The 13,698-nt window shown below is 64.8% G+C and carries 14 protein-coding genes and 1 pseudogene; 11 read left to right on the top strand and 4 right to left on the bottom strand.

Translation table 11 applies throughout. The features are described 5' to 3' along the window. Positions 1 to 153 precede the first annotated feature (153 nt). Positions 154 to 966 (top strand): annotated as a pseudogene (locus G3N61_RS34500) (iron ABC transporter permease); the annotation flags it as partial. Positions 967 to 1,067: 101 nt separating this feature from the next. On the opposite strand, the gene G3N61_RS34495 reads toward G3N61_RS34500, so the two are convergent. Both G3N61_RS34495 and G3N61_RS34490 read right to left on the bottom strand, forming a co-directional pair. Next, the gene (locus G3N61_RS34495; protein ID WP_205824594.1) at positions 1,068 to 2,444 is read right to left on the bottom strand and encodes an ATP-binding protein; all 1,377 of its coding nucleotides are present in this window, start codon (positions 2,442 to 2,444) and stop codon (positions 1,068 to 1,070) included. Then, on the bottom strand, positions 2,445 to 3,170 hold the full coding sequence (locus tag G3N61_RS34490; protein WP_205824593.1) for a response regulator: 726 nt from the start codon (positions 3,168 to 3,170) through the stop codon (positions 2,445 to 2,447). Between the two features lie 245 nt (positions 3,171 to 3,415). Between G3N61_RS34490 and G3N61_RS34485 the strand changes: the two genes are divergently transcribed. From G3N61_RS34485 to G3N61_RS34450, 8 genes are all read left to right on the top strand, one after another. Next, entirely contained in the window at positions 3,416 to 4,162 is a 747-nt protein-coding gene (locus tag G3N61_RS34485) for a MipA/OmpV family protein (protein ID WP_043182380.1), read from the top strand. A 326-nt stretch (positions 4,163 to 4,488) separates the two neighbouring features. Further along, positions 4,489 to 4,818, top strand: coding sequence for a hypothetical protein (locus G3N61_RS34480; protein WP_205824592.1), 330 nt, complete (start codon positions 4,489 to 4,491; stop codon positions 4,816 to 4,818). A gap of 175 nt (positions 4,819 to 4,993) precedes the next feature. Continuing rightward, the gene (locus tag G3N61_RS39850) at positions 4,994 to 5,317 is read left to right on the top strand and encodes a type VI secretion system baseplate subunit TssF (RefSeq protein WP_241018038.1); all 324 of its coding nucleotides are present in this window, start codon (positions 4,994 to 4,996) and stop codon (positions 5,315 to 5,317) included. A 21-nt stretch (positions 5,318 to 5,338) separates the two neighbouring features. Beyond that, complete coding sequence (locus G3N61_RS39845) at positions 5,339 to 5,638, top strand: hypothetical protein (RefSeq protein ID WP_241018037.1); 300 nt, start codon at positions 5,339 to 5,341, stop codon at positions 5,636 to 5,638. A 57-nt stretch (positions 5,639 to 5,695) separates the two neighbouring features. After that, positions 5,696 to 6,622, top strand: a complete 927-nt coding sequence (locus G3N61_RS34470; protein ID WP_205824591.1) for a hypothetical protein — start codon at positions 5,696 to 5,698, stop codon at positions 6,620 to 6,622. 16 nt (positions 6,623 to 6,638) lie between these two features. Beyond that, positions 6,639 to 7,559 (top strand): hypothetical protein, encoded by a 921-nt coding sequence (locus tag G3N61_RS34465; RefSeq protein WP_205824590.1) that lies wholly within the window; start codon positions 6,639 to 6,641, stop codon positions 7,557 to 7,559. A 1-nt stretch (position 7,560) separates the two neighbouring features. Next, the gene (locus G3N61_RS34460; RefSeq protein WP_205824589.1) at positions 7,561 to 8,577 is read left to right on the top strand and encodes a hypothetical protein; all 1,017 of its coding nucleotides are present in this window, start codon (positions 7,561 to 7,563) and stop codon (positions 8,575 to 8,577) included. A 373-nt stretch (positions 8,578 to 8,950) separates the two neighbouring features. Continuing rightward, on the top strand, positions 8,951 to 9,427 hold the full coding sequence (locus G3N61_RS34450) for a hypothetical protein (protein ID WP_205824588.1): 477 nt from the start codon (positions 8,951 to 8,953) through the stop codon (positions 9,425 to 9,427). A 220-nt stretch (positions 9,428 to 9,647) separates the two neighbouring features. On the opposite strand, the gene G3N61_RS34445 is transcribed toward G3N61_RS34450, so the two are convergent. After that, positions 9,648 to 10,889 carry a transglycosylase SLT domain-containing protein gene (locus tag G3N61_RS34445; RefSeq protein WP_205824587.1) on the bottom strand — a complete coding sequence of 414 codons (1,242 nt, stop codon included), beginning with the start codon at positions 10,887 to 10,889 and terminating at the stop codon, positions 9,648 to 9,650. A 410-nt stretch (positions 10,890 to 11,299) separates the two neighbouring features. Next, positions 11,300 to 12,460, bottom strand: a complete 1,161-nt coding sequence (locus G3N61_RS34440) for a porin (RefSeq protein WP_205824586.1) — start codon at positions 12,458 to 12,460, stop codon at positions 11,300 to 11,302. Between the two features lie 540 nt (positions 12,461 to 13,000). Here G3N61_RS34440 and G3N61_RS34435 point away from each other — a divergent pair. After that, positions 13,001 to 13,510 (top strand): sigma-70 family RNA polymerase sigma factor, encoded by a 510-nt coding sequence (locus G3N61_RS34435; RefSeq protein WP_205824585.1) that lies wholly within the window; start codon positions 13,001 to 13,003, stop codon positions 13,508 to 13,510. 3 nt (positions 13,511 to 13,513) lie between these two features. Beyond that, positions 13,514 to 13,698, top strand: a 185-nt coding sequence (locus tag G3N61_RS34430) for a DUF4880 domain-containing protein (protein ID WP_205824584.1), incomplete at its 3' end; no start/stop codon positions are given.

Raw genomic sequence — 13,698 nt, 5'->3', positions numbered from 1 at the left:
AGAGGGAGAAGGAGAAGGAAGAGGGAGAGAAGGGAGAAAGAGAAGAGAAAACGACAACAGAGAAAGGTGTGTGAGAAAAAGAAAAGGAGACAACGGAGATATACAAAGAGAGCTACAATCTGTCACTACACGAAGATATTACGATCTAGCGGCATCCGGATCAACCAGAAGATGCTATCGTCGCCCGCCCCCGCCGCGGTCGGCGTCGCGCTGCAGGCGGCGACCGCGAACCGCCTGGCCGATCCGCACCTGCTCGGCGTGAGCGCGGGCGCGATGCTCGGCGCCGTCGCGGTCACCGTGATGGCCGGTGCGGCATTCGGCCCGTTCACGCTGTCGGCCGCGGCCTTCGCGGGGGCACTCGCAGCGACCGCCTGCGTCGTCGCGCTCGCTTACCGGCGCGGCCGGCTCGAATCGGACCGGCTGCTGCTCGCGGGCGTATCGGTGTCGTTCATGATGGCCGCGTTCGGCAACCTGCTGCTGTATCTCGGCGACCAGCGCGCCGCATCGTCGGTGCTGTTCTGGATGCTCGGCGGCGTCGGGCTCGCGCGCTGGGATCTGCTGCCGGTGCCGGCCGTGTGCGCGGTGCTCGCCGGCGGCGCGTTGTACGCGCGCCGGCGCGAACTGAATGCGCTGATGTCGGGCGATGTTGCCGCGGCCGCGCTCGGGGTGCCGAGCGCGCGGATGCGGCGCGAGGTCTTCGTCGTCGCGTCGTTCGCGACGGGGGCGATGGTGGCGGTGAGCGGCGCGATCGGCTTCGTCGGGCTCGTGACGCCGCATCTGTGCCGGCGCGTCGTCGGCGCCGAGCACGGCCGGCTGCTGCCGGTGGCCGCGCTGACCGGCGCGATCCTGCTCGTCTGGGCCGATGTGGCCGCGCGTACGCTCGCGGCGCCGGAGGATCTGCCGATCGGGATCGTGACCGCGATGTTCGGCAGCCTGTTCTTCGTCGCGTTGCTGCGCCGCCGCTGAGCGGCGTTGCTCAAACCGGCGGCAGGCGGCCGGACAGTCGAGCGGACAGTCGAGCGGTCAGGCGAGGGCAGCGAGGGCAGCGAGGGCGCCTGCCGCGCGCGTCATTGCCGCGGGATGGCCATGCCCGCGCTGCCGCCGAATGCGTCGGCGTGGGCGAGGGCGCCCGGCATGTCGAACAGATTGTCGGGCACCGTTCTCGCGGGCAGCGTGATCACGAAGCGTGCGCCGCCGAGCGGCGAATCCTCGAGCCGCACGTCGCCGCCATGTACTTGTGCGACCCGCCGCACGATCGCGAGCCCGAGCCCGAAGCCGCCGGTCTGCCGGTCGCGGCTGGAGTCGAGCCGCTGGAACGGTTCGAACACGCGGGCGCGTTCGGCGGCCGGAATGCCGGGGCCATCGTCGTCGACACTCAGTACGAGCGCGCCGGACGCGTCGCTCTCGGCGGCGAGCAGCACCGTGCGCGACGCGTAGCGCGCGCCGTTGCGGATCAGGTTCAGCAATGCGCGGGCGACCAGCTTCGGGTCGCACACGTGGGCGGCGGGTGCACCGAGCGTCGACACATCGAGCGCGATGCCGCGATCGGCGATGTCGTTCGCGACGTTGCCGGCGACACTGTCGATCAGCGCATCGACGACGACTTCCATCGGCGCGAGCTGGCTCGCGCCCTGTTCGAGCCGGCCGATCGTCAGCAGCTCGGTGACGAGCTCGTCGAGTTCGCGCACGTCGCGCCGCAGCGCGTCGCGGCGTTCGCGCATCCGTCCCGTTTCGTCAGGCTCGGCAAGCAGCGCGAGCCCGAATTCGAGCCGCGCGAGCGGCGTCTTCAGTTCGTGTGAGATGCCGTGCATCATTTCGCGCTGCTGCTTGATCGATGCCTCGATGCGCTCGGCCATGTCGTTGAACTGCTGCGACAGTTCGTAGATGTTCGACTTGCCCGACAACTTCACACGTGTCGACAGCGTGCCGGCGCCGAATGCGCGTGCGGCGTCCTGCAGCTTGCGCAGGTCGCGCCAGTGATAGTGAATCCACAGCACTACCGCGAACAGCGTGCCGAGCGCGAGCAGCAGGTACGCATAGATCCGGATGTCGAGATCGGACGCTTCGATCGGCCGCGCATGCAGGATCGACCCATCCGCGAGCGGCATGTAGTAATCCTTGCCGTTATAGCTGATCGCAATTCGGCCGGCATTGAGATCGCGCAGCGGCGCGCCGCTCAATTGCGCACGGGCGGCGGTCATCGACAGGAAGCCGAACCCTTCGTTGCCGTGTTTCGCGAGCTCGCGCAACGCAAGCTCGCGCTGTGCGCCCGGATGGCGTTCGAGGTAGTCGTTGAGCACGAACGCATAAGTTGTCAACGAGTCGCGCTGCGCCTGCGCGCTGCGATCGTAGAAGATCCGGTCGAACGACAGCTGGATGAACAGGATCGACGCGGCGACGAACAGGATCACGACGAGGTACAGCCGAATCAACGGGCGGAGCATTTATTCGTCCCACGCAGAAGGGCTGAACAGGTAGCCGCGGCCCCAGATCGTCTTGATCTTGTGCGGCTCCGACGACGCATCCTCGAAGCGGCGGCGCAGCTTCGAGATGCCGGAATCGACCGAGCGGTCGAGCCCGTCGAACTCGATCCCGCGCAGCTGCTTCAGGATGTCGTCGCGGCTCAGCACGGTGCCGGCCGCGCGCGCAAGGATCAGCAGCAGGTTGAATTCGGCGGTTTTCAGGTCGACCGGATCGCCGCGCCATGTGACGGTGCGGTTCGGCGGCGAGATCGCCAGCTCGCCGAACACGAGCGCTTCGGGCGCGGCCGCGGGTGCTTCGGTGGCGGCCGGCTGCGCGCGGCGCAGCAGTGCGCGGGCGCGTGCGACCAGCACGCGCGGCTCGATCGGCTTCGTCACGTAGTCGTCGGCGCCCGTCTCGAGGCCCGCGACCTGGTCGTAGACGTCCGCGCGCGCGGTCAGGATCAGTACGGGAACGTTGGTGAACGCGCGGATGCGCCGACAGACCTCCATCCCGTCGAGGTTCGGCAGCATCAGGTCGAGTATCACGAGGGCGGGCTGGTGCTCGCGCACCGCCGCGACGGCGAGGTCGCCGCGCCGGACGACCGTCACCGCGAATTCATAGCCGTCGAGGTATTCGCGGACGAGCTGTGCAAGGCGGTCGTCGTCCTCGATCAGCAGCACGCGGTATTTAAGCGGATCTTCGTTCATGGTCTCCTCAGATGCCCGCGCCACTTCACATCCGGGCAAGCCGGTGCGCGGCGCGGCACGCGAATTCTATCCGGCGCACCGACGGCCGGGGGAGCGGGACGACAATCTCGAACAATCGAACACAATTGAGCACAGATTCCCCGAAGATTCAGGACAGTCTCGGCGCAGGGCGGCACCTAGACTGCGGGCTCCGTCACTCCTATCTCAATATTGTGCGCCCAATACTCCGCCGCTACCGCTATTGCATGCCGCTCGCCGGCCTGACCCTCGCCGCCGCCGCCCACGCGGAAAACCAGTATTCGCTGTCGCTCGGCGGCGGTTTCGCGCCACGCTATCAGGGCAGCAACCAGTACCGCGGCGTCGTTGCGCCGGGCTTTTCCGCGAAGTTCGGCAACGGCTTCTTCATCGACAGCACCGAGGGCGCCGGCTACCGGCTCGACCTGCCGCACGGCGCGTTCGTATCGGCGGCCGTGAGCTATGACGCGGGCCGCACCGACGAGAACCGCTTCGACATGCCGGGCTCCGACTACCTGAAGGGCATGGGCCGGATTCCGGGCTCGGTGCTGGTCGGCGTGCGCGCGGGCGTGACGCTGTTCAACGCGGCGGAACTGAGCGTCACGATCGACACCCCCGTGACGCACACGTCGCGCGGCGTGTCGGGGCACATGGATCTCGCGGTGCCGGTGTTCAAGACCGCGCAGCACGAGATCATCGTGACGGGCACCGTGCATGCGGGCTCGGGGCGCTACACGCAAACGTTCTACGGCGTGACCGACGCACAGTCGATGACGAGCCGGTTCCGGCCGTATTCGACGAGCGGCGGGATCGACAGCGCGTCGATGGCGGTCGCGTGGAACTGGACCCTGTCGCAGCACTGGTCGGTGCTCGCGACCGGCGGCGTGACGCGGCTGCTCGGCCGCTACGGCGACAGCCCGATCGTCCAGTCGCGCAGCAACTACTACGGCATCGTGGGCGCGACGTACAAGTTCTGAGTAGCCGTCCGGCGAGTCGACTGGAATGACGCGAACTGTCCCGACGCGTGCTGGTTTCGACGATGCCGTCGAGCACGGCCAGGCGCTTGCGCGTGCCGTCTCGCCGCGCAGCGTGCGGTAACATGCAGGCGGCTTCGACAGCTGGCCGAGCCGGCGACGCCGGTGCGCCGAAGCAGCGCGGCGGGCGGGCGCGAGGCCGCGGTTCGCTGGCCGGCAACCGTCCGGAAACGGCCGGCGCCGTGCGGAACCGATCATGCATGCAACGCCCGGCTGGCGCTGGCATGCGGACATGAACCCGATCCACCGGGCGCGAAAGGGAGAAACCGATGAAGAAGACGATCGCGATGATGATGGCGCTGGTTGCGAGCGCAACGTTTGTGGGATGTACGGACATGAAGACGAAGAATGCGACCGCAGGCGGCATGGTGATGAAAGGCGAGCCGGCAGGCACATCGCAGGCCTGCAAGGCAGACGCGGGCCCGGACGACGCACTGGTCGGCAAGACCGAGGCCGATGCGGCGGCGCAACTGGACGGCTGCCTGTGGCGCCTGCTCGAACGCGACGGCAAGGCGCTGCCCGGCACGATGGATTACCGGCAGGAACGCCGCAATCTCGGCATTCGCGACGGCAAGGTGATCTGGGTGCGGCGCGGCTGACGCGTTGCAGCCTGCACGAAACGGCGCTTGGCTGAGCGGACCGGTGCGGCGGGCGTCGGACGGCACGCCGGCAACCGGTTCGCGTATCGACGTCGATTCATCGCCTGTCGTGCGCGCGCCGGATCAACCGTGGACTGCGCGGAATCGATCCGGTAGAGTGGGGCGCCTTGACCGCATGCCAACCTGCCGTACGAAGACGACATGCGCGCTCCTGGCGTGGCGGGACGAGTCGTTTGCGCCGCTCGGCGCGCGCGTGTCGCGCTGCATCGACGACGACCCGGAATTCACGGCCGCGTTGGCCGACGCGCTGTATCCGCGCTTCCTGCTGCCGATCCCGTCATGTTCGATCGCGTGCTTCGAGATCGATGCGAGCCGGGCCGCGCAGATGTCGGCATCGGTCGTGATGCCACACGGCACCGAGTGGTACAGCCGGCCCGTGAAGGGCGCAAAGATCTTTTCCGGACCGCGTACGACGCGACGTTGTCGCCGCTGCGGCTGACGGCCGCGCGCTTTCACGCGGTTGCCCAGGCACCGCGCGCTCAGGCTGCGGCCGGACGCGAGCGCGCAGATCTCGCTCACGTTCGAGATTCAGTCTCCGCATGTATCGATCGTCGATCTGAAGTTCGACATCGCGCGTCCCCATGTGCGGGGCGAACCGCTGTTCGGCGCTGCGTTGCACGACGCGCTGTCGATTCACGCGCTGCAGGCGTTCGTCGAGCCGGACGATGGCGGACGCTGGATTGCGCTTGATCGTGCGCCGCTTGAACCTGATGGGCCGCGGAATGTTGATGGAGAAACCGGAGATTCAGAAGCACGATAGGAATGGCTTCGGTGACGGGTTCAACGAGAAAACCGGGATTGACTGGGAAGTGCTGAAATGATGCGTTCTCTGCTTCTTTTTGTGGTGTCGATGCTTTCTTTCGGCGGGGTTGAGATGGCGCTTGCGCATGATCGCCCTGATTATTTCGAAATTAGGAGTGGGCAGGGGCAGATGAATCCGTCGCCATCGATGGTCTTCACGGCCGATCGCCAAAAGGTGTCGTATTTTTCGCGAGGTCGGGATATCGACCCGATGCCGCCATCGAGTTACTTCGGCATCGGAAAATATACGGCGAATCTCACGGGAACCTATCGCCGGCAGGTCGATTTGGTGAAGGCGACGCTGAGCAGCAGGACGATCCCCCAGATCCGTGCGATCAATAAGGGGTCCGTGCTCGTCTATTCGTTCGACAAGGGCGGCCGCCACTACGAGGGCACGTACAACTATCAGTTCGATGGTCAGTTCAACAACAACCTTTCGGTGCTTTATGACCTGGCCCACGATCTGCTGGCGCACGGCACGCCGGAGATCAATCTGCATCCGACATTTGCGGTGCGATCAACGGCGGAACATCTTGTTATCGACGTGACGTTATCGAACGATGGCAAGCATGACGTAACAGTCGACGGCCCGGATCATTGGTCGCCGGATCTGGAGTACCCCGATCTGCAGTATGTGCAGATCGGTGGCCACAGCGATAACGTCCGCTTGCGCATCAGGCTTGTCAGCAAATATCTAAGCGACGCATCGAGACATTACCGACGCAAAATTACCGTCAAGCCGGGGCAACCCGAAAAACTGGAATTTCTCGTGCCTTATGCCGATCTGAACTTTGGCGCTAGTTCGCCGATGCGCCGTGTCGAAGCGGGTAACTACGCTTTCGTCGGCGAGGTGAACCTCGACATCCTTCGTCCGGAGGAAATGGACGGGCGGTTCTTTACGCCGATGGACCGGCTGGGCAACGTGACACTGACTGGGGAGTGATCCTGACGTGATGCGCGTGACACGGATCCTGGTGGTGATGACATCGATCCTTGGCGTGACGGACATCGCGTCTGCGCACGACGCGCGCGGCCGTTTCGCGATCCATAGCGGCGCCGGGCAAACCAATCCTGCACCGGCCATGGTGATCACGGATGAACACGGGATGCTTGCCTACTATTCGCGCGGAAGAGACCTCGATCACAGTTCTCAGGGCCGCTATCTGGGCATCGGAAAATATACGGTCGAATCGAGCGACGCCTATGCCCGGCCGCTCGCGGAATTCAAGCACGTCCTGAGCAAACGCGACGCCGCGGTCCGGGACGCGGTCAATGCAGGACCGGTTCTGTCCTATTCGTTCGACATGGACGGACGCCACTACGACGGTGCATTCAATTACCGGGCGGAACAGCCGGTGCAGGACAAGATCGTCGTGTTGTATTCGCTCGCGAAGGAATTGCTGGCCCACGGGATGCCGGAGATCAATCTTCGTCCGGTGTTGTCGATTCATTCCGTCTCGAATCGCTTGCTGATCGAACTCGAATTCAGGAACGAAGGCCGGCAGGCGGTGCTCATCGATGGCCCGGAAACCTGGACGGACAATCTCGCGATTCCGAGCCGGCAATATGTCGAAGTCCAGGGCAGCAACAACGCGGGTGCCGAGTTCAGGATCCGCCTCGACAGCAAGTATCTGATCGACGCATCGCGGCGCTACGCCAGCGAAATCGCAGTCAAGCCAGGCGAAGCGATCCGCGTCGGATTCGCGGTTCCCTTTGACGCGTTGTCGTTCGACCGCGATTCGTCCATCCAGCGGGTGGAAACCGGCACCTACGATTTCGTCGGTCGCATGCAGGGCAATTTCGACAAGCCGGACGAGATGGCCGGCAGGTTCTTCACGTGGACGGATCCGGTTCCGTCGGTCGGTTTGACGCGGGAGTGACATGATGCAGACCGAACACCCGTCGTGCGCGGCACTGGCGGTCAGGAAGGGAAAAGATGCTCGTCGAGCGGGAATCCGGGCGGGTGGAATCAGAGGGCGCCTGCCATGTTTTCTGATGGCGGTGTTTCTGTTCGGCATGATGTTGGCCGCAACCGCAGAAGCACGCGAAGACTACTTCACGATACGGAACAGCCCGGGGCAGATCAAGCCTTCGCCTCCAATGGGATTCACGGTCAGCGGCGATCGCGTTGCTTACTATTCGCTCGGACGGGATCTGGACATCATGCCGCCGGCGAAATATTCGGGCATCGGAAAATACACGGCACAACTGACGGATCAATACAGGACGAAGCTCGACCAGCTGAAGCGGATACTGGCCGGAGGCGAGATCGCTTCGGTTCCGGGCCGGAATATCGGATCGGTCCTTTCGTATTCGTTCGATCTGAATGGAAAGCGTTACGAGGGTAACCTTCAGTATCGATACAGCGACCCGATCGGCGGCACGCTATCGTTTCTGTACAGTCTTGCACAGGACCTGCTTGACCACGGTACGCCGGAAATCAATCTGCACCCGGCGTTCACCGCGCATGCCGCGTCGGGCAATCTGGTGGTCGAGGTGGTGTTCGGAAATGACGGGGCACAGGAAGTGGTCATCGACGGTCCCGAGAAATGGTTGCCGCAGCGGATAGACCCGAAAAAGCAATACGTCTACATCGGTGCGCTCAACGACGCCCGTGTCGGTTTCGATGTCCAACTGGTCGAGAAGTACCTGAGTCCCGCTTCCCGCCCCTACGCGTCTTCCATTTCCGTCAAGCCGGGGCAGCGGGTGAAAGTCGAATTCGTCGTGCCGTACGACGAGCTGACGTTCGATCCGGGTTCGTCGGCGCAACAGATTCAAGGGGGCACCTTCCTGATGGTCGGCGTCGCAAACGTCGACATCCGGTCGCCCGCGGTAATGAAAGGCAAGGCATTCATACGGATGGACAAACAACCCGCCGTCGATTTGACCGAACGGTAAAGCGTGCATCGATGCATCGACGCCAGTTACTGAATGTATTGCCTTTCGCGAACCCCGAGCCCACCCATCATGTCGACCCGATCCGATCTCGGTGGGATTCCACCAGACGAGCGACGGCGATCCGCGCGGCAGTATCCGGCAGTTCGTGAGAGCGCGTCGCGGGCGCCAATGTGGGCGCCGACGTACAGGGCGCGATCGCGCAACGACTGGGCGGCATGTCGGCGATGACCGATGCGGTGCCCGGCGCTCACGACGGCGGCGCGCTCGTCGCCATTGCGATGAACGGGTTCAATCGCGGGGACGACGCACGCAATCGGTTCGATCCGCCATGACCGGAAGCCAGCAGCAACGACGCAAGTTTGTGAGGATATCGATGAAATTCAGGGCAGGGATGCATGGTTTGGTGCTGGTCGGGCTGGGTGTGCTCGCGGCATGCGGCAAGCACGGCGTCGATGCGTCGGCGGAGCCGCACAACGTGTGCGTCACCGGATATAACGAGTACGGCCGCAAGCTTCACGAGTTCTGGCTCGACAACGAGCACAAGTCGGGATGCTTCGGCAATCCGTCGGCACGGGAAGACGGCGAGGCCTTCGGTGGCGGCGGCGGATTCGCGTGCGGCTGCAAGGTAACGCCCGGGCAGAAGGTGAAGCTGTTCTGGGAGTTCGCGCAGCCGCTGGACGACATTCAGCGCGGCATTCAACCGGAACGCAAGACGATCGACGTGACGATCCCGCAGCCGGAATCGTCGACGTCGCGCTATCTGCGCGTGTATTTCCGCAAGAACGGCACCGCCGAGCTGCAGTGGGTCGACGACATGAACGCGCCCGAGCTCAAGCCGACTCAGGATTAGTGAGTGCCACGGCCAAAATCAACCTGAAGAAGGATGCCGCAAGCGCGGAGACGGATCGCGTCAAGGCGAAAGCCGAGCAGATGCTGTGGGTCAGCTTCTATTAGACGTCTATCACTCGCTGTTGTCGTCGGTAGGTATCGGCACCGTCCGGTACGACGGCCGCTCGATAGCGGCCAGGGCGTGGCGCATGCCGGTTGCCGACGCGCAACCGGCCCGCGCGTTACTTCGAGATGTACCAGAGCGCGTCGGTGCTGACACGCGTAGCCGGCGTCGTCGCGGCCGGTGCCTGAGGCGTGGCGGCCGGCGGTGTGTTCGACGTCACCGCGGTGGGCCACGTGGCCGGCGCGTTCGACGTGGATGAGGGTGTGGCCGTGTTCGCGGCCGTTGCCGTTCCCGACGTCGACGGCGTATTCAGGTACCACAGCGCATCGGTCGACGCAGAGCGCTTTGCAGCCGTTGCGGCTGTCGCAGCCGGACTGGCTGCCGCATTCGTCGCCGCGCCGGCCGGCTTCTTCGAAGCGGCGGCGGCCGCCGCCGCACCTGCCGTACCGGCCTGCGCCGTCATGCCCGCGCCATTGCCTGCGCCACGCTGCGCGCGCGCCTCGAACGGCCCGAGCTGGAAGATTAACGTTTGCGCGGGACGCGTCAGAACGGCATACGGAAACTGCAGCTCCCACGACATCAGCACGCGCCCGGCCGACGTCTCGGTGAAGATCGCGGGCACGTGCTTCATGTCGCTGAATTGCACGTAGATTCGCGCGCCGTCGTCGAAGACCTGGGTCGGCTTCGCCTGATCCGCACCGGTGACCGACCATCCGAAGTTGTAGGTGCCGGCCGGGCCGGCGGGGCCGCCTTGGGGCGGAGGCGGCGGGGCCGGCGAGATCGTGCGCGGGCGCGTGACCCCCTGGGGAGCGGACACGCTCAGGCTCGCGAACGGGTTGTACGCCTGGGCCTGTTGCGGCGGCGTAAAGGACGGTGGAAGGATAGGCATGGGTGTATCCGGCGAATCCGGCATGGTCCGGATTGCATCATAGACCTTGCGCGCATACGCGAGGCGCTTGTCGGGCGACGCGGCGTTGTACGCGCCGATCGCGTTCCAGTTGGGGCCGAGCTGGCGGATGTTCTGCGACAGGATCCATGCGCCGACATACGCGTTCGTGCACGCGTCGAACAGGCTCTCCCGCGTGATGCCCTCGCGCGCGAGCGTCGGCAGCCACGTGCTGTTGATCTGCATCAGGCCGATGTCGACCGTGCCGTTGGTATTCGTGTTGAGCGCGTTCGGATTCATCCCCGATTCGACTTGCGCGATGCCGCGCATCAGGCTGACGCTCACGTGCTGGAACGCGGCCGCGTCGTCGAGGCAATCGGCCCGTGCGACGCCGGCGAGCGCGCACGACATCGCGATCGTCGCGGCGATTTTCAGCGTTTCTCGGCTGATCGAACGGGTTGTCTGACGCGGCATGGCAGGATGGGGCGGAATCCGGCCGCCCGGTGCAAGGAAATTACGCAGACGCGAAGTGTGCCATAGCGAGCCGGCAAATGGCTCACGTCAAACTTTCCTTTGCATTTGCCCATGCGTTCGCCACGCATTTTTATCGCGTCCGATCACGGGGTTCAGCGAAGCATTATCGGTAAAAATGGCCGGATTTTCGTGCGAATGCCGGGGGTAGTGGCGGTGCGGGAATACTGACGCGTCGCGTCATTCGCTCGGGGAAGTCGGTGCTGAATCAAACCGGATGGAAATCGCGCGGCAGTCGATATCCGGGCTGAAAGTGCGATGAACCGGCGATCCGGAAACAACGGCGGCCGAAGGCGCCGTGCCGGTTCATGCGAATACGACCGGCCGCGCGGCGCGCAGCCGGTCGTCTGGCATCAGAAGCGGTGACGCAGGCCGAGGTTGACCATCGTCTGCGAACTCGTGCCCGCATAGCCGTACGAACCGATCGACGCCTGCGCGGCCATCGCGCCGCCCTTGCCGTCGCCGGTCTGGCCGCTCGCGTGTTGATAGGCGGCGGTCAGGTAGACGTCGGTGCGCTTCGACAGGGTGTAGTCCGCGCCGGCCGATACCTGGTGATAGGTGGCCGACGTGTCGCCGCCCGAGCGCGTGTAGCTGTAGCCGACGCCGACCAGCAGCGCACTCGTCGCCTGGTAGTTCACGAAGCCTTGCCCCGTGTTGTAGTGCTCGTTCGAGCCGAACTCCGAGCTTCCATCGCGGCGGTACTGCGCGTTGCTGTAGCCGAGGCCGAACGTGAACGGGCCCGCGACGTACTGGCCCGCGATGCGCGCGATGCCGATCGAATGCGCGCTCGCATAGCCGCTGTTGATCGGGCCGTCGAACGTGCCGTCCGACGAGCTGGTCCAGCCGCTGCGCAGGGCGGTCGACGCGGGGCTGTTGGTCGTGTGGAAGTAGCCGCCCGCGACGCTGAACGGCCCGTTGTTGTACGACACGGCGGCCGAATACGAATTCGCGGCGCCGGTGCTGCCGGCGATGCCGCCGAACGAATACATCGCCGAGAACTGCAGGCCCGAATAGACGGCGGACGTGTACTTCACCGCGTTGTCGACGCGGAAGCTGTTGTCGTAGTTGTCGACGTCGCCCGGCGTCGCGAACACGCTGCCCAGATAGTTGTCGGCGGTGATGCCCTGCACGAGATCGACGAGCGGATCGTACTGGCGGCCGAACGTGAGCGTGCCGTAGCGGTCGCTCGTCAGGCCGACGAATGCCTGCCGGCCGAACAGGCGGCCGCCCTGGCCCTGGCGGCCGCTGCTCGGGTCGAAGCCGTCCTCGAGCTGGAACAGCGCCTTGAGCCCGCCGCCGAGATCCTCGGTGCCTTTCACGCCCCAGCGGCTGCCGGCCAGGTTGCCCGCGCTGCTGTTGCCGAGCATCCACGCGTTGTCCTTGCCCTGCGCATGGTTCACGTAGGTGATCGACGTGTCGATCACGCCATACAGCGTGACGCTCGACTGCGCATGCGCGACGGGTATCGCCGCGAATGACGCGATGGAAATCAGCGAGAGGGTCGTGCGTTTCATGTCATCTCCTTGCGCATTGGCTTGTGTTCGTGATCCGGAATGGCAGGAGACTACCGAGCCCGATTAAAACGGGAAAATGAAATTCTCTTTTGTGGCCTGAGAAAGACAGGGATGTGCTCCAATCGATGCGATCGAGGGATTTGAATTGTTGAAAAATGCGTATCAATTGGCGGTCATTTCGTGATTTCGCCATTGCGACTTGCATATCTCGCGATAATTCCGGGCAATTGGGGGAGGAATTAAGGCGGCCGGGATATTGCTATTGATACGTCAAATAATTATTTAATGAATCGAATTGGCCGGGTGTGGCGAATGTGTTAGCGACGCATCGCGGCGTGGTCGCCCATTCCTGTCTCATTACCGCGGCGTGCGTGGAGCGCCGTGCCTGGGCTCCCTCGGCATGATCGGCAGCGCGCGTCGCCCGCCGGAGCGCGGCAGCGCCCACCGCCCACCGAAACCCCGGCCGCCTGTCTTGTTTTGTATATAATAATCATTCTCATTTACAAAATCGTTGACGCCTGCGCACCCCGGAACCCGGCCATGTCTGCTGACAAGCTGTCTCTCCATCGAGAAATCGACGCCCTCTACACCGGCCACCACGCATGGCTGCGCGGCTGGTTGAGCCGGAAGCTCGGTTGCGCGCACCGCGCGGCCGATCTGGCGCACGACACGTTCATGCGCCTGCTCGCGCGCGACGAGCCGATCGGCGCCGACGAGCCGCGCGCGTTCCTGACGACGGTCGCGCAGCGCGTGCTGAGCAACCACTGGCGGCGCGAGCAGATCGAGCGCGCGTATCTCGATGTGCTCGCGCAGCGCCCTGAAGCCGTTGCGCCATCGCCGGAGGAGAGGGCCGTCGTGCTCGAGACGCTGCTCGAAATCGACCGGCTGCTCGACGGCCTGCCGCTCGCGGCGAAGCGTGCGTTCCTGCTCGCGCAGCTCGACGGGCTCACGCAGGCCGAGATCGCGCGCGAACTCGGCGTGTCGCTGGCGACGGTGAAGCGCCATCTGGTGAAGGCCGGCGCGCAGTGCTTCTTCGCGATGGCGGCCTGACCGATGGCCGCCCCGGGAGTGCCGGCGGTGCCGCCGGAGGTTGCGCGGCGCGCGGTCGAATGGTGGGTCGACCGGCAGGCCGGCCAGACGGGCGACGCGTTCGACGCGGCGCTCGCGCGCTGGCGCGCGGAGGATCCCGCGCACGACGCGGCATGGCGTCATATCGAAACGATGCAGCGCAGGTTCGG

The organism is Burkholderia sp. Ac-20349, assembly GCF_017104865.1.
GTDB classification, from domain to species: Bacteria; Pseudomonadota; Gammaproteobacteria; order Burkholderiales; family Burkholderiaceae; genus Burkholderia; species Burkholderia aenigmatica.
The sequence above is the reverse complement of the archived record's forward strand: the minus strand, read 5'-3'. Positions and strand labels throughout refer to the sequence as shown.

Coding starts and splice junctions, on each gene's coding strand:
- G3N61_RS34445 (WP_205824587.1), bottom strand. CDS start 10,889: ATGCCGCGTCAGACAACCCGTTCGATCAGCCGAGAAACGCTGAAAATC.
- G3N61_RS34495 (WP_205824594.1), bottom strand. CDS start 2,444: ATGCTCCGCCCGTTGATTCGGCTGTACCTCGTCGTGATCCTGTTCGTC.
- G3N61_RS34435 (WP_205824585.1), top strand. CDS start 13,001: ATGTCTGCTGACAAGCTGTCTCTCCATCGAGAAATCGACGCCCTCTAC.
- G3N61_RS34450 (WP_205824588.1), top strand. CDS start 8,951: ATGAAATTCAGGGCAGGGATGCATGGTTTGGTGCTGGTCGGGCTGGGT.
- G3N61_RS34480 (WP_205824592.1), top strand. CDS start 4,489: ATGAAGAAGACGATCGCGATGATGATGGCGCTGGTTGCGAGCGCAACG.
- G3N61_RS39850 (WP_241018038.1), top strand. CDS start 4,994: ATGCCAACCTGCCGTACGAAGACGACATGCGCGCTCCTGGCGTGGCGG.
- G3N61_RS34460 (WP_205824589.1), top strand. CDS start 7,561: ATGATGCAGACCGAACACCCGTCGTGCGCGGCACTGGCGGTCAGGAAG.
- G3N61_RS34470 (WP_205824591.1), top strand. CDS start 5,696: ATGATGCGTTCTCTGCTTCTTTTTGTGGTGTCGATGCTTTCTTTCGGC.
- G3N61_RS34440 (WP_205824586.1), bottom strand. CDS start 12,460: ATGAAACGCACGACCCTCTCGCTGATTTCCATCGCGTCATTCGCGGCG.
- G3N61_RS34485 (WP_043182380.1), top strand. CDS start 3,416: ATGCCGCTCGCCGGCCTGACCCTCGCCGCCGCCGCCCACGCGGAAAAC.
- G3N61_RS34490 (WP_205824593.1), bottom strand. CDS start 3,170: ATGAACGAAGATCCGCTTAAATACCGCGTGCTGCTGATCGAGGACGAC.